This window comes from Mucilaginibacter sp. (genome assembly GCF_965201005.1).
Lineage (GTDB): Bacteria > Bacteroidota > Bacteroidia > Sphingobacteriales > Sphingobacteriaceae > Mucilaginibacter_A.
Genome location: NZ_OZ241747.1, coordinates 1,844,063 through 1,859,856, shown reverse-complemented (window position 1 = coordinate 1,859,856; position 15,794 = coordinate 1,844,063). Strand labels below are relative to the sequence as shown.

15 protein-coding genes are annotated in these 15,794 nt (G+C 41.1%); 7 read left to right on the top strand and 8 right to left on the bottom strand.

Annotated features, from left to right (window positions below; all coding sequences use genetic code 11):
- Positions 1-127: 127 nt before the first annotated feature.
- Both ACOFKR_RS08580 and ACOFKR_RS08575 read right to left on the bottom strand, forming a co-directional pair.
- Positions 128-889 (bottom strand): TIGR03915 family putative DNA repair protein, encoded by a 762-nt coding sequence (locus ACOFKR_RS08580; protein ID WP_419800388.1) that lies wholly within the window; start codon positions 887-889, stop codon positions 128-130.
- A gap of 1 nt (position 890) precedes the next feature.
- Entirely contained in the window at positions 891-2,147 is a 1,257-nt protein-coding gene (locus tag ACOFKR_RS08575) for a putative DNA modification/repair radical SAM protein (protein WP_419800387.1), read from the bottom strand.
- 89 nt (positions 2,148-2,236) lie between these two features.
- Here ACOFKR_RS08575 and ACOFKR_RS08570 point away from each other — a divergent pair, with 89 nt between their 5' ends.
- From ACOFKR_RS08570 to ACOFKR_RS08560, 3 genes are all read left to right on the top strand, one after another.
- Entirely contained in the window at positions 2,237-2,650 is a 414-nt protein-coding gene (locus ACOFKR_RS08570; protein WP_419800386.1) for an Ohr family peroxiredoxin, read from the top strand.
- 152 nt (positions 2,651-2,802) lie between these two features.
- Entirely contained in the window at positions 2,803-3,606 is an 804-nt protein-coding gene (locus tag ACOFKR_RS08565; RefSeq protein WP_419800385.1) for an alpha/beta fold hydrolase, read from the top strand.
- Positions 3,607-3,621: 15 nt separating this feature from the next.
- Positions 3,622-4,674 (top strand): PAS domain S-box protein, encoded by a 1,053-nt coding sequence (locus tag ACOFKR_RS08560; protein WP_419800384.1) that lies wholly within the window; start codon positions 3,622-3,624, stop codon positions 4,672-4,674.
- 64 nt (positions 4,675-4,738) lie between these two features.
- On the opposite strand, the gene truA is transcribed toward ACOFKR_RS08560, so the two are convergent.
- From truA to ACOFKR_RS08540, 4 genes are all read right to left on the bottom strand, one after another.
- On the bottom strand, positions 4,739-5,500 hold the full coding sequence (gene truA, locus ACOFKR_RS08555; protein ID WP_419800383.1) for a tRNA pseudouridine(38-40) synthase TruA: 762 nt from the start codon (positions 5,498-5,500) through the stop codon (positions 4,739-4,741).
- A gap of 13 nt (positions 5,501-5,513) precedes the next feature.
- On the bottom strand, positions 5,514-6,659 hold the full coding sequence (locus ACOFKR_RS08550; protein ID WP_419800382.1) for a polysaccharide deacetylase family protein: 1,146 nt from the start codon (positions 6,657-6,659) through the stop codon (positions 5,514-5,516).
- Positions 6,660-6,820: 161 nt separating this feature from the next.
- Complete coding sequence (locus ACOFKR_RS08545; RefSeq protein WP_419800381.1) at positions 6,821-9,178, bottom strand: endonuclease MutS2; 2,358 nt, start codon at positions 9,176-9,178, stop codon at positions 6,821-6,823.
- Positions 9,179-9,183: 5 nt separating this feature from the next.
- On the bottom strand, positions 9,184-9,681 hold the full coding sequence (locus ACOFKR_RS08540) for a DUF4296 domain-containing protein (protein ID WP_419800380.1): 498 nt from the start codon (positions 9,679-9,681) through the stop codon (positions 9,184-9,186).
- A gap of 40 nt (positions 9,682-9,721) precedes the next feature.
- Between ACOFKR_RS08540 and ACOFKR_RS08535 the strand changes: the two genes are divergently transcribed.
- The 3 genes from ACOFKR_RS08535 to ACOFKR_RS08525 are packed head-to-tail and all read left to right on the top strand — an operon-like array spanning position 9,722 to position 12,209.
- A complete protein-coding gene (locus ACOFKR_RS08535) occupies positions 9,722-10,411 on the top strand; it encodes a YggS family pyridoxal phosphate-dependent enzyme (RefSeq protein WP_419800379.1) in 690 nt (229 codons plus the stop codon).
- A gap of 5 nt (positions 10,412-10,416) precedes the next feature.
- Entirely contained in the window at positions 10,417-10,917 is a 501-nt protein-coding gene (locus ACOFKR_RS08530; protein ID WP_419803598.1) for an N-acetyltransferase family protein, read from the top strand.
- Between the two features lie 29 nt (positions 10,918-10,946).
- A complete protein-coding gene (locus ACOFKR_RS08525) occupies positions 10,947-12,209 on the top strand; it encodes an aspartate kinase (protein WP_419803597.1) in 1,263 nt (420 codons plus the stop codon).
- On the opposite strand, the gene ACOFKR_RS08520 is transcribed toward ACOFKR_RS08525, so the two are convergent.
- Positions 12,193-12,936, bottom strand: coding sequence for a 4'-phosphopantetheinyl transferase family protein (locus ACOFKR_RS08520; RefSeq protein WP_419803596.1), 744 nt, complete (start codon positions 12,934-12,936; stop codon positions 12,193-12,195). The genes ACOFKR_RS08525 and ACOFKR_RS08520 overlap by 17 nt on opposite strands.
- 130 nt (positions 12,937-13,066) lie before the next feature.
- Between ACOFKR_RS08520 and ACOFKR_RS08515 the strand changes: the two genes are divergently transcribed.
- Positions 13,067-13,558, top strand: a complete 492-nt coding sequence (locus ACOFKR_RS08515) for a YtxH domain-containing protein (protein ID WP_419803595.1) — start codon at positions 13,067-13,069, stop codon at positions 13,556-13,558.
- A 108-nt stretch (positions 13,559-13,666) separates the two neighbouring features.
- Here ACOFKR_RS08515 and ACOFKR_RS08510 read toward each other — a convergent pair whose 3' ends face one another.
- On the bottom strand, positions 13,667-15,724 hold the full coding sequence (locus ACOFKR_RS08510) for a glycoside hydrolase domain-containing protein (RefSeq protein WP_419803594.1): 2,058 nt from the start codon (positions 15,722-15,724) through the stop codon (positions 13,667-13,669).
- Between the last annotated feature and the right edge of the window lie 70 nt (positions 15,725-15,794).

Genomic DNA, 15,794 nt, shown 5'->3' with positions numbered 1-15,794 from the left:
ATGGCCATAGATCTTTCTTTTCCAATTTTAGGCCAATAAAAGAAGCATGGAAATTTCCATTTTTTACAGGATAAAAAAGTATAAAAAACAGATTGGACAAAAACTTTTTAAACAGGTTTTTATCGGCCTAAAACTTCTCTGTTAAATGTTTCCAGTAACGTTTTGGCACGTGCTGCAAATGCAACTTTGTGTTTTTTCGTGCCGGTATGTTTACGTGTTTAAAATAATCTTTCCACAAGGCCTGATAAAGCGTTTCATCTTCAGAATAAGAAGAAATAATGTTTTTGCCCTGCGGCCTGCCCGAAGCAAAATCCATCTGTATAAAATCCACTTCGTGCAAATCATAATACAGGCCATAACCTCTGCGGATGTCATAAATAATCCATTTCTGGTCGGCATAACGGTTTTTAAAATGCGTCAGGATCAACGGCAAAACATTAAAATCAGGCTCAACGGAAGCATAAAAAATACCATCGGCCATTTTTTGAAACCGGATAAAAGCTTCCATCCGGTGCTTTTCACGCCGTACTTTTTTTAGCGTGTCGTTTAAACGGATCACGTATTTATTGCCGAAATCTTCCTCTACCGCTCCTTTGCTGCTAAAAGCGTAACGGATAAAACCGAGCAGATTTTCTTCCTCGCCATCCAACTCTGCTAAATGTGCGGCATACAAACGCTGCACGCCACCTGCCGAAAGTTGTTGCATCAAACCTTTGAGCACGCGGTTGGCTTTGGCCGTGTCCGAGGTAATGCTTCTTTTATCATCAAAAAAATTGGGCTGCAGTTTGCTTTCGGTACAAATTTTTACCTGAAATAATTTGTGTTCGTAAACCTCAAAAACTACCGTCAGCAAACCTTCAAATGTGCCATCGTAAACTAAAGTGGTCATCTTAAAAAAGGCTTAGCTGATTAGGCTTTTGTTTAAGGTATTTGCTCTGAGATTCGGCCAGGATAAACTGCTTGATTTTGGTGCCCGACAGTTCCCGCCGTTCAAATTCGCGACTGTTGCAGGTGATAAAATAACGCGCCCGGTTTATCGCGATACCCATTGATTTCAAATGTTCCCAGTTAAGTTTGCCAAATTTGCGGCCGCTTACAATTTTTTGTGCCGATTGAACACCAATGCCCGGAACGCGCAAAATCAGTTGCAAATCCGCTTTGTTGATATCAATCGGAAAATGCTGCAAATTGCGGATCGCCCAGCTTAGTTTCGGGTCGATGTCCAAATCCAGGTGCGGGTTTTGCCGATCAACAATTTCCTGCACGTTAAAACCGTAAAAACGCATCAGCCAATCAGCCTGGTACAAGCGGTTTTCGCGCACCATTGGCACGGCGGTACTTAAGCCCGGCAAACGGTTATCATTGCTAACCGGCACATAACCAGAGTAATAAACGCGTTTCAAGTTGAAGGAATTGTAAAAATGATTGGCCGTATATAATATCTGCCGGTCGTTTTCCGGCGTGGCACCGATCACCATTTGCGTGCTTTGGCCGGCAGGCACAAACAGCGGTGCTTTTTTAAACAGCTGTTTTTCTTCTTTGCGGAGGATGATCTCGTTTTTGATGAAATTCATCGGCTTGATCATGTCCTTCTGGTTTTTGTCTGGTGCGAGCAGTTTTAATCCGGCTTCGGTTGGCAGTTCGAGGTTTACGCTGAGCCGATCAGCATATAAACCGGCTTCCTGCATCAGTTCATCACTTGCTCCGGGAATAGATTTGAGGTGGATGTAGCCGTTAAACTTATGCTCCGTCCGCAGTTTTTTGGCGATGCGGACCAGCCGTTCCATCGTATAATCGGCATCTTTAAAAATCCCGGAACTCAAAAATAAACCTTCTATATAATTACGCCGGTAAAAGTTCATGGTCAAATCCACCACTTCCTGCACGGTAAAAGCAGCGCGCTTAATGTCGTTGCTTTTTCGGGAAACGCAGTATGCACAATCAAAAATGCAATGGTTGGTCAGCAGGATTTTCAGCAGCGAAACACATCGGCCGTCCTCGGTATAAGTATGGCAAATGCCGTTGCTGGCATCGCCCAAACCTTTATTTTCGTTTTTGCGCTTGCTTCCGCTGGAAGCACAGGAAACATCATATTTGGCGGCATCGGCCAAAATGGAAAGCTTTTCGCGGATCCGGTCATTGTTCATATGGCTAATATACTAATATTTTTAGCAATTTGTTTCGTTGATTGCAAACAAAAGTTTTGCACAATGGGTTATCCTGCAAAACAAACAAAATGGAAACATTATATACCGCAGTGGTAACTGCAAAAGGCGGCCGCGAAGGCATCGTAAAATCAAATGATGGCGTAATTGATCTGGAACTGAAAAAACCGGCAGAAATGGGCGGCGAGGCCGGTTATGCCAACCCGGAATTGTTGTTTGCCGCTGCCTGGGGAAGCTGCTATCTTGGCGCATTAGGATCGGTTGGCAAGCGGGATAATGTGGATGTGAGTGAAGCAACAGTAGATGTGCACGTAAGTTTTAACCAGGAAAGTGCTACTTCTTATGCGCTATCAGCAGCGCTGCATGTGCACATCCCGGGAATTGAAGTGGAAAAAGCACAAAAACTGGCCGATGCTGCACATAAAGGTTGCCCGTACTCTAAAGCAACACGCGGAAACGTGGACACTAAAATAATTGCAGAATAGTTGAATGCATTTTTTATGGGATAAATTTGGGGCCGATAGGTATATATCGGCTTTTTTATGGAATAAAATACGTATTAATCCTGGCGTAGTTGCGAATCTTTGCAGCGAAGGCATCGTATAAATGGTTGTTTAAAATAAATTATACTATTTGAATGACTGATATCCTTAAAAGAAACAACGTAAAAATTTATGGCAGCGGTGAACAGACGATTTTGTTTGCACATGGTTTTGGTGGCGATCAAACCGCTTGGAAATACGTTTTAAACGCTTTTACCGAAAAATACCGGGTGGTTTTGTTTGATTATGTAGGATCAGGAAACTCCGATCATTCACAATTCCGGGCAGAGTTGTACAGTTCACTTAGCGGGTTTGCACAGGATGTTTTAGCTATTTGCGAAGCGTTGGGTTTACACCAGATAATTTATGTCGGCCATTCGGTCAGCGGGATGATCGGTCTTCTGGCTGCGCTGGAAAAACCGGAATATTTCAAAAAAATGGTGTTTTTAGGCCCTTCTGCCCGTTATTTAAACGATCATGAAAATGGTTACATCGGCGGGATGGACAGAAGCGACCTTGATGCGCTGTTTGAAATGCTGGACAACAATTATTTAGGGTTTTCCAGGGCTTTGGCACCATCAATTATGGGCGAAAAAACATCGCCGGAAAACCAGGAAGAACTGGTAGAAAGCTTTTGCGCTGCAGAACCTTCCATTTCCCAAAATTTTGCCCGCGTTACCCTTTTGTCCGATACAAGGGCAATGCTATCTAAAATGACGGTCCCAAGCATCACCCTGCAATGCGCAGACGATGTGATGGCACCGGAAACTGCAGGCCGGTATATCAATCAGCACACACCCAAAAATACTTACCTGGAAATAAACACAACCGGCCATTGCCCGCATATAAGTGCGCCGGATGTAGTGATAAGAGTGATAAATGATTATATTTTGAATTGATTTTCAGCAAAAATCATGGAAATATTTGATCCCGGCCACGAAAACCTGCTCAGCAATACAACTTATTTGTACGATAACTCGCCTTGCGGCCATCTTTCTTTTTATCCAGGAAAGCACATTTTCTGCATCAACCAAACACTGCTTGATTGGATCGGATTGGATCGCGAAGAAGTTATAAACCAAAAAAGGTTTCAGGATTTGATTACCGTTGGCGGAAAAATGTATTACCAAATGGTAGTGTTGTCATTACTGAACCGCCAGGGGTTTTTAAACGAAATTAATTTTGATGTTGCCGTAAAAAACGGTGATGCGTTTCCCTGCCTTTTTAACGCTTGCGGGATTAAAGGCGAAGATGGCAAAACAGTTGCCGTACATGCTACGATTTTAAAAATAACCGATCGGAAGGAATACGAATCCGAACTTTTAAGATCGAAAAAAATGGCCGAAGAGGAACGGAAACGTTTTGAATCGTTATCAAACATTATCCCGGAAATTATCTGGACGGCACTGGCCAACGGGAACGTAAATTTTATGAACGAGCGTTTTTTTGAGTATTTTACCCATACCGATGCTGTTCCGCGAAAAACTGCCTTGCTGCATATCATCCATCAAAAACATTGCAACAAAATTTTTAGAAGCTGGGCACAATCTGTACAACGCGGCGAAAAGTTTGAAGCAGAAGTTTTATTGAAAAAACAATCAGATCAATACGAATGGTTTTTAGTCCGCGCAGTACCTTATAAAAACGATGCCGGACATATCGAAATGTGGTTTGGCTCTTGCACCAACATCAATGAACATAAAAAAAAGCAGGAACTAAAAGTGGAAAGCTTAAACAACAGCTTATCTGAAGCCGGCGAAATTATATCTACCAAAGAAAAAACGTTACACGAAATTGCCTACAGCCAATCTCACCTGGTGCGCAGGCCGCTGGCCAATATTATTGGTTTGGTAGAAATGCTGGAATATACAGAACAAGCAGATACAAACAATGCTTTAGTATCAATGCTGAAACAAAGCGCAGCAGAACTGGATGAAATGGTAAAAGATATTGTACTTAAAGTTTAGGCAGATAAAAACAGCTTTTGTGGTTTTAACAATGCTTCTTTTATCGGGTAAAATTTGGAATTGATTATTTTGTTTGATTAGGAAGGTTTAGATACGGATAATCAACTTTAGAAAGATGTAAACCCTGCGGATAAGCCAAATCCAAAATTGCTGGTGTTGTACCGCTGATTAAATAATGTTCAAATTCATCGAAACTCAAATTTCCTGTCCCGATTTTGAGTAAATTTCCTACAATTATCCGGATCATTTTACTTAAAAAACGGTTGGCCGAAACTTGTACTTGTAAATGTTTTTCACTTGCATCGAAATACAACTTTACCTCCCTGATTTTGCAAATGGTATGTTCGTACTTTGCCGGACTTGTACAAAAACCTTTATAATCATCATACAACAAAAGCAGTTGTAAGGCCTGCTGCATTTTGTCCAAGTCCGTGTTTTTTAACCGGTAAAAAGAGCTTGTATGGTTAATAAAAGGGTTTTTATAGGTATGGATAAAATAATTGTAAGTGCGTAAATAAGCATCAAAACGGGCATGTGCTTTTTCCTCTACCGGGATGATATCGAAAACAGAAATATCCGGAGGCAATGCTTTGTTTATACGGAAAAGTAATTCTTCAACAGTAGAAATTTCCAGATCAGCATGAAAGAAAAACTGACTTGCATGTACACCGGCATCCGTTCGGCCACAACCGTTAATTGCAACTTTAACTTTTAAAACCTGTGCCAGTTTGGTTTCTAAAACCTGTTGTACAGTTGTAGTGTTCGGATGTTTTTGCCAGCCACTGTAAGCCGTTCCAAGATAAGCAATATGGAAAAAATATCTCAACTTAAATTTTAAATTAAAGCTTTTGCTGCAACTTGGATTTGATGAACAAAACCTGCTTTTTAAACAACTGAAAACGCTGCTGCAAAGTAACTTTATTTTTTACAAAATTGTTATGGCTTGCATACCGGAACACTTCTGCCTGCCGCATGTATTTGGCTGATGAACTTACAATTCCGCTTTTTTCTATCGTTAAATAATTGCCGTTGGCGGCACGCAGCATCAACTTATTTTTGCTTACGTTGATCAGGTCAAAAGTTTCTTCCGGTGCAATTGCGGTGCTTTTGGCCGATAACAAACCTGCTTCACCGACAATGCTCCAATACAATTGATTGCTGGCTTTGATGGCAATTTTACCATAACCTAAATCCTGAAATTGCAGCCTGTTTTGCGGGTTTTCAGGCTGGCCGTTTGCAAACATTTGATCCTGATTGTTTAAAGAAAGATATTTGCCATTGCGGTTTTGCAGCGTGAACGAATCTTTTTGTGCCGATGCTTCTTTTACCGATGAAATTTCATCCAAACCAACAAACTGAAACCCGCGCTCCAGCAGTTGCGGGATCAGGATTTGCAGCAATTGCAAAGTTTGGTTTTTTGCTTTCACCACATCCATGTCAGCTATGTCATCGTGCATCACCACAATGCCGCGTTGTTGCTGTTCAATATCATCCAGATACCGTTTTGCCGCATCTGCAACCGGCCAGTTGTTAAACCAGTAATAGCAATCTATCCCGGCAATTTCCCAATGGATCGGGCCAACATGATTAGCGGTCAACATACTCTGGTTCAGTTCATTAGTAACTTCTTTAGACCATTTTCCGTATGGCGGCCTGAAATAAACCACATCGGCAACGTAAGGTTTAATCAATACATCTGTGCGCAAAACCTGATCGGTCACATCGCCATCAACCGACAAATAAACCGGCATGTCCGGATGATCGTAAGTATGGTTTCCGATGATATGGTTCATGGCTTTCAGTCCGGCCAAAATTTCGGGGTGATGAAAAGCATACTTTCCAACCACAAAAAATGTAGCACGGATTTGATGTTCAGCCAAAAACCTGGCAATTGGCAATGTATGCTGGCCGGGGCCGTCATCAAATGTCAAACACAATGTTTTTGCAGGAAGATCTGATCCGTTGAGTGCTGTTGAATAATACAAGTTTTTGATATTAAATTAATTGCATGTTTTACTTAAAAACCCGCCCGGAAGTTATCTTTTTAAATAGTGCTGCCAAAAAATACAAAAAAAGCAAACGCTTTAAAAATACCCAAAAAAGGTAAATGCTTCTTTTATCACCTAAAATATTGATTGTCAGCAATTTATTTTAAATAAACATAAGTAATCCCGTCTCCTCCTCTATCGGCGTGCTCATCTTCCATGTGGCTCACCTCGGCATATTTTTTCAAGTAATCGCGTATCAGTTTCCGCAAAATCCCGTCGCCTTTTCCGTGGATGATTTTCAGGCTGTTCACGCCCATCATAATTGCGCGGTCCAAATATTTTTCAATTTCGTATAATGATTCTTCACCTCGTTTTCCGCGCACATCAATCTCCGGAAAAAAACCTGCCGTATCATTTAAAGCCGAATTGTAAGATTTCCTGATCTCTTTCGGCACTTCTTTTTTGGCGATTTTCTGTACTTTTTTGCGCTTGGCAACCGTCCGCAAATCCCCGATCGCGATAATCACATTGTCGCGCGCCAACTCAATCACCTGGCCAATCGTTTCAGAATCAATTAGTTTTACCCAATCGCCAACCTGCAGGTCCGGTGCTTCTTTTACCGGTATAATTTCGGGCTTAACGGTATTTTTTTGTAATTCTTTGTTCAGGTTTTCGCGGAGGTTTCGGGTAATTTCTTTATCTGCCTGACTGCTTTTGATCTCCGAAATGGTGTTTTCCACCAAACGGTTAGCATCCTGAATAATCGTTTTCGCCTCTTTTTTGGCTTCGCGGATCAGTTCTTTTTTGTTTTCCTCCAGATATTTTTTCAGTTCTTCATTTTCCCGAAGCAAAATCCCGGCTTTCCGTTCCTGTTTTTGCAGATTAAGTTTGGTGTCCAGCACTTCTTTTTTGTCACGCTCCAGATCAACCAAAAGCGTGTCCACTTTTTTCTGGTTTACGCCGATTTTGTTTTTGGCCGAGTTGATCACGTAATGCGGCAAACCGATTTTCTGCGCAATTTCAAATGCATAGGAACTTCCGGGCTTTCCAACTTCCAGAATATACAAGGGCCGCAACTGCAGATTATCAAACAGCATCGAAGCATTTTCCAGTCCGCCGGTATCGCTCGCAAAAAGTTTCAGGTTTGAATAATGCGTGGTAATTACGCCTTTTACTTTCTTTTGGTTGAGCGATTCCAGCACTGCTTCTGCAATCGGACCACCAAATTGCGGATCGGTGCCGGTGCCGAACTCGTCAATCAAAACCAGCGTTTTACTGTCGGCAAATTCCACAAAATATTTCATTTTAGACAAATGTGCACTGTACGTGCTCAAATCGCTTTCGATAGATTGATCATCGCCAATATCCGAAAAAACCTGCCTGAAAACGCCAACTTCACTTTGCTCTGCCGCCGGGATCAATAATCCGGCCTGAACCATCAGTTGCAGCAAACCAACCGTTTTCATACAAACTGATTTTCCACCGGCATTCGGACCGGAAACCACAATAATCCGGTCGGTTTCATCAATCCTGATATTTAACGGCACCACACTTTTTTGCTCATTTTTGTATGATAAAAGAAGCAATGGATGGCTCGCATTAATCAGGTTAACACGCATTTCAGGCACCAAAACCGGCATTTCGGCTTCCAAATCCAAAGCAAACAAAGCTTTTGCACGTACAAAATCCAGTTTGGTGAGCAAACCGTGATACGAAATCAAAATCGGGACATACGGCCGCAATTCATCCGTCAGCAAAGTCAGGATTTTGATGATTTCCCGCCGCCGGTCAAATTCCAGGTCGCGTACTTTATTGTTTAGCGTAAAAACCTCTTCCGGCTCCATATAAACCGTTTGCCCGGAAGAAGATTCATCATGGATAAAACCTTTTAGTTTGCGTTTATTTTCGGCCAAAAGCGGGATACACAACCTTCCGTCGCGAACCGTTAACGATCCGTCTGCCGTCCAGCCGTTATTGCCGGCGTTTTTAAAAATTTGTTCGATGGTTTTGCGCGCCGCCTGCTCTGCCTGTGCAATGGCAGAAGTAATGTCTTGCAACTCGCGCGAGGCATTCGGCCTGATTTTTCCTTTCGTGTCTAAAATTTGGTCGATTGCTTTTAAAATATTTTTCTCGATCGGCAAATGCTCAAACAAAGCTTCCAGATTTGGGTACAACCCGGCGCGGTCATTAAAATAAGCCAGCACAGCAAAAACGGTCATCAGTGATTGCTGAACCTGGAAAAATTCATCTTCCGATAAAAACGCACCTTCCAGCCGTGCTTTTTTTGCCAGCGTTTTTAGGTCATGAAAGTTACTGATGGGCAATGCCGTATCGCCCATTAAAATACTTTTAAACTCGGCTGTTTGCCGTAAAAACTTCTGTATTTGATCGAAGTTGATCATTACCTGGATTTTATCAACCATTTCCTGGCCCATTATACTTAGGCATTTGGCTTTGATCAGTTGCTTTATCTCGGTAAAACCCAGTTTATCTTCGCTATTTTTAGGATAAATCATTCAAATTATTTGTGGTTTGCAACTGGTTTTGTAATGCTTTTTTTAGCTGCTGTTTTTTGGGCAGAATCCTGTTTAACGGCACGTTTGGCAGAATCAGTTTTGTAAGCTTTTTTTGTGGAATCTGCGGCAAGCCTGCTCCGTTGCATCTCTTCTGCGGCAAGTTTTTTGGTGATCGAATCGTTTTTGGCCGTCAGCGTTTTTAAAACTGTGGTATAAATTTCGCCCATTTGCTCCAGATGCACAGCATAATACTGATAACTTTTTCTAAATGCGGCAGAATCAACCTGATGCCTTTTAAAAACCGCTGCATACAAGCCATTTCCGCGAAAAGCAAGCGTGTCCGGCACTTGGGATTTTGTGCTTAAATAACCGTCTGCCAGATGCATGTCCACCAAAAGCGATGTAAATTGGTCCTGGTCAATCAGGTTGTCTGGTTTCGGTTCATGATTGCAGGCGGTCAAAAAAAGCAACGCTAAAGAAAACAGGTTTTTATAAAATCGCATTGTGTAGTTTTGCACCAATTTTATTCAAATTTACGCATTAATGAGCATTGCAGATAATATCAACAACTTAAAAAAAGAAATTGGCGATGGTAATGTTAAGCTGATTGCCGTTTCTAAAACCAAACCTGCAGCAGTTTTACTGGAAGCTTACAACGCCGGGCAACGGGTTTTTGGCGAGAACAATGTGCAGGAACTGGTTGAGAAATACGATCAACTGCCCAAAGATATTGAGTGGCATTTGATCGGGCACTTGCAAACCAACAAAGTAAAATACATTGCGCCTTTTATCAGCCTGATCCATTCGGTTGATAGTATCAAATTGTTGCAGGAAATTGATAAGCAGGCCGCCAAAAATAACCGGATCATAGATTGTTTGTTGCAGATTTATATTGCTGATGAAGAAACCAAGTTTGGGCTAGGTTTTGATGAAGCGATAGAATTATTGCGATCAGAAGAATTTACAAGTTTGCAACATGTGCGCATTGTCGGGTTGATGGGAATTGCCACCAATACCGAAAACCCGAAACAATTAAAAGATGAGTTTTATGAATTGCATACTTTTTTTGATGGCATAAAATTGAGTTATTTCCGCAAGGAAGATGCTTTTAAAGAACTATCCATGGGAATGTCCGGTGATTATAAAATTGCAATCGAAGAAGGCAGCACAATGATCCGGGTTGGAAGTTTGATTTTCGGGCAACGCGTTGTCCCGCATTGGAAAAACAATTAAAGTTGATGGAATTATTGATAAGAGAAGCCATAAAAACCGATTGCCCGCGCCTGCTGGAACTGATTGCAGAGTTGGCTTTGTTTGAAAAAGCACCCGAAGAAGTTACGGTAACTTTGGCAGAGTTTGAAGACGCCGGTTTTGGAAACAACCCTGTATGGAAAGCTTTTGTAGCAGAAGCAGACGGTTTTATTGTTGGCTTTGCGTTGTATTACGTGCGCTATTCTACCTGGAAAGGCTGCCGCATGTACCTGGAAGATTTAATTGTGACTGAAGCTTATCGCGGCCATAAAATCGGGACTTTGCTGATAAAAACATTGATAAAAGAAGCATTGCAAAAAGGTTTCAGTGGGATGCTTTGGCAAGTATTGGACTGGAACGAACCGGCCATCGATTTTTACAAAAAACTAAACGCAAGTTTTGACGGAAGCTGGATCAATGTTTCGCTTTCCAAAGAACAATTTTTGGGTTTTGATTTAGCAGACCTGGATCAAATCCCTTCAAAATAAAAATCCAATTTTAACCCGATAAAAACAGTATGCAGGTTTTTAAATTTGGCGGTGCTTCTGTAAAAGACGCGGCTGCCGTTCAAAATTTGGCCCAAATTGTAAAACTTTATGCCGAGGACGGATTGCTTGTTGTAGTTTCTGCAATGGGCAAAACTACCAATGCGCTCGAAAAACTAAGTTTTGCTTACATAAATCAATCTAAAGATTTACGTGTGGTTTTTACAGAAATAAAAGCTTATCACCATCAAATTTTAATAGAATTGTTTGATGCCGATCATCCAATTTTTGATGAAGTTGAAAATACTTTTGTAGAAATTGAATGGATGATCGAAGAAGAACCGCAGGATGGACAGGATTTCATTTATGATCAAATTGTATCCATCGGCGAGTTGGTTTCGTCCAGGATTGTAACCTCTTATTTAAACAAAATAAACATCAAAAGTAAATGGCTGGATGCGCGCGGATACATCCAAACAGATAATAATTACCGCGAAGCTTTGGTTGATTTTGACAAAACCTGCGCGCTTATCCGGCAGGATATTCCGATAATGTTGCAAACTGAGGTGTTGGTTACACAAGGTTTCCTGGGCGGGACTTCGGAAAATTTTACCACAACTTTGGGCCGAGAAGGTTCGGATTATTCGGCAGCAATATTTGCATCGTGCTTAAATGCACCATCAGTTACAATTTGGAAAGACGTTGCCGGTGTGTACAATGCCGATCCCAAACGCTACCAAAACATGGTAAAGTTTGATCAGCTTTCGTACGCAGAAGCGGTGGAAATGGCCTATTACGGCGCAAGTATCATTCACCCCAAAACCATTCGTCCGCTTCAAAACGCCAATATCCTGTTGTTTGTTAAACCGTTTTTAAACCCTGGCGAAAGCGGAACAGTGATCAATGCGGAAGAATCCGTGGTAAAAGTTCCGGTTATTATTGTTAAGCCCAACCAGGTTTTGGTTTCCGTTTTTGCAAAAGATCATTCTTTTGTCAGCGAAAAGCATTTAAGTGAAGTTTATAAAATCCTGGCAGGTTTGCACATCAAAGTAAACTTGATCCAAAATTCGGCTTTAAGTTTTACTTTTTGTACCGATTATCAAACCGGTAAGTTTGAAGCACTTTTGCAACAGTTGAAATTGGACTTTAATTACAAGTATAATCTGGAAACAGAACTGATCACCATTCGGCATTATGAACCTGCTTTGTTGCAGGAACTATCCGCAGGAAAAACAATTTTGCTTGAACAACTGAGCCGCAGCACGGCGCAACTTTTAATCAAAGCTGAAAGTTAAGAAATTGCAATGCTGTTTTTACCGGCATAAAAGCAGCACTGCCAATGTGGTTTTCATCAATACTGAAACTTGTGATTTCCCAGCTTTGACCGGAGTTTATCAACTGGTCCGGGTTTTGATACAAACCATCCAAGCTTGGGATTAAATCCAATTCATCGACCAAACCTTTGCCGTTTGCTTTTAATAAGGCTTCTTTACGCGTCCATAATTGATAAAAGGTTTCTACAGGAAACCGTGATTTTTGGATGTAACTTTTCTCTTCAATATCAAAACTGAAATCCAGCAAATTTTGGTAGGTAAAAGAAGCATCGATGCGTTCTAAATCAATTCCGATTGGATTTGCAGACACGGCAATCAAAATCCAATCCCCGGAATGCGAAACATTAAAATGAATTGGTTTATCACTTGCATTTTTTAAGACTGGTTTTTTATGAAGATCCAATTCAAATATAATTTCAATCGGATCAAGTGATAAATATCTTCCAAGTAAAATCCGTAAAACTGCACGACTGATAATCCTTGTTTTACGGTTGGTTGCTGATTTGTATCGAAGGATTCTTTCCGTTTCCTCCAAATTTAAGATCAGCATAAAACTTTCTGATTCAGACAAAAAATCTGAAGTTTTTATCCGCCAGATACATACTTTGTTCAAACCGGTAAAAACATTTTGATCCGGATTGAGCCAAATTGCTTCGGTTGATCGGATGTGTAAATAACCGTTGTTCATCGCTTATTTTTGGGCTTTTGCATTTTTCAAAAATATTTTCATGCTTTGTACGGAATTAATTTCTTCCAAAAAAGTCAAAAAAAATAAACTAATAAATCTAATCATTGTTAAAACAAAAAAACACAAAGCTATGAGTATCAAAAAAGATTTGTTGAAAAAGACCAAAGAGTACGCCGAACAAGCGAGAGAATATGCCAAAGACCATGCAAAGGACTATGCTGATCAGGCAAAAAGTTATGCAAAAGATCATGCGAAAGACTATGCAGGTTACGCAAAAAGTTTTGCAAAAGATAAAGCCAAAGATTATTCATCTGAAGCTAAAAAATATGCACAGGACAAGGTTGGCGGCGGACATGCAGCAGCTGTTGCCGTTGCATTAATCGGCGGTATTGTAATTGGTGCCGCTTTAGGTATTTTATTTGCGCCGGAAGCAGGAACTGAAACCCGCAGTAATTTGGGCACTTCTTTGCAAGAGTTTGGAAACACGGTTGCCGATAAAGCACAACAGGGAAAAGAAGCGATCACAAATTTGAAAGATAAAGCTGTTGATGCCGTTAAAAATAAAATGGGCGAAGGTGCCGAAGGCGAAGATGCAGATATTGATCATCCGTCTTTCAGCTAATAAAAACTTTGATTTTTATGCGATAAAAGAAGCATCTGTTGAAAAGCAGGTGCTTCTTTGTTTTAGAGCATTGTGCAGAAGTTTTTTATTGACAGGAAATTGCCAATATCATTTACTATTTATATCAGAAACCCATAGATTATTTACGCCAAATGCTGTGTTGGGCTGATCGGAAGCAACCAAAACCAATTTGCCGCCTTTTAAAATCTCCTGATGGGTGATCCAGTTTTGGTCAAGTTTTTTACCGTTCAAAAATGCTTCTTTTATGTACTTTTTATTGTTGGCGTAGTTTTCAACCTCAACCTTAAAATTTTTGTTTCCCGGCCAGTTAAAATCTATTTCCTGGAACAAAGGCAGGTTTAAATAATAAACCGCCCAACCTACACAAGCTGGGGAAAAACCACATGCCGCAAACACAAACCAGGCCGACATGGCACCAGCATCATCGTCCATTGTGCGGATGTAAGCATCAGGTTTGTTTTGATAAATAACATCAATAAAAGGATCGATCCCACGGCTATTGTCATTAAAATAATATTGTATTACGGTATCTACAGCGAGTTTGTGCATCCAATCCTGTGATTTCCATGGTGCTGCAGAAGCATTGAACATTAAAGGTGCCTGCAAATCCGGTTCGTTGGCATGATTGTAATAATCGCCTTCAAAAAAAGCAGTTAACTGATCGAGATAAGCTTTTTCACCACCCATTAAAGCCATTAAACCTTTTACATCAAAAGGCACAAACCAGCGATATTGCATAATTGTGCCCTGATAAAGCCCTCGTGCCGAAACCCGGTCGATATCCGGTTTTGACAAATCTTTAAAATCTTTGTTCCAGTATTTTTTGTATTCGAGTGCCTGGTGAAGATACTTTTCGCTCCGTTGATCCTGTCCGGTAATTTTTAAAATCTGTGACAAAGCCCAGGCATCGTAACTGGATTCTAAAGCCTTGTCCGGATGGGTGTAATCCAGATGGTCCACTTCTTTGACCAGCGAATCCTGGATGCTTTTAAAATCCACCTTGTAACCTTTCCGGTAAGCATCCAGCAAAACAACGATGGCATGTTCTGTCCGCACCGTATTGGAAGGTTCGTGCTGGGTGGCATAATCTTTTTTACCAAAGCGGTAAAGGCTGGCGATGGAATTGGCGATGTTTTGATATTTTTGAGGAAAAAGTATCGATAAAAGCGGTAATTGCGTGCGGTAATTGTCCCAAATTGCCCAACCGTTGTAAACAGAATCTTTAGTGTGCTGCAAGCTGCCGTTGGTTGCCCGGTATGTTCCGTCCGGCTCGGAAATCAAATAAGGTGATTGTACAGTGCGGTATAAAAGCGAGTAAAACAACTTGGTCCTTTCCGCATTGCCTTTAACCCGGATATGGTTTAAAACCTGGTTCCAGCCCTGCTGGCTTTTATTTTTTAACTGTTCAAAATTTTCATTTGTAAAAGAAGCATTTGCATGGTTTTCATCTACAGAAGACAAGGCAACATTTAATTGTACCTGCCCGGCGTCCGGTTTTAATTTTATTAGAAGTTTGTGATTTTGATCTTCCAAAATCTGTACCGGCTGATCAAATTTGATTTCGTAATAAATACGATAAGTGCCCACGTTGCAGGTTGTGCGCGAATCAACCCAACCGCTAACGGATGCTGTTTTTAGCACATGTTTTTCGGCAACAAAACTATTGGCCAGACTGTGGCTCAAATCAATATAAAAACCTTTTTGTGCCGCTACCGGAAACTGATATTTTTCAATCCCGCTATTTTGGCAAACAGTAAAATCGGCTTTGATCCCGTTGCTGAAACCAACCGCATAAAAACCCGGGCTTGCCTTTTCGCTTACTTTGATTAAAGTTGATTTTGCCGGGCCATCTCCCAAAAAAGGTTTGATCAAAATATTACCGCCGCTGCCCTGGCAACCCACGCCTTCAAATCGGTTGTGTGTAAAACCCAAAAATATTTTGGCCTTGTGCTCATAACCCATGTGCAAATTCGGATAAGTTTGCGGGCCGATGCTTAGCATACTGAACGGATAAGAAGCGGCAGGCGACATCTGGCCATGATCTCCGGAAGAACCTAAAAATACATTGACCAAACTTGCAGGACCAGCAGACTGGGCGAAGATTTTTGCCGGTAAAAGAAGCATTAGCAGCAGATATTTTTTCATTTTGATAAAAGTAAAACGGCGGAATTTACGCTCCCCCTTTTCAATTGTATATAATAATTTCGGAATTGTA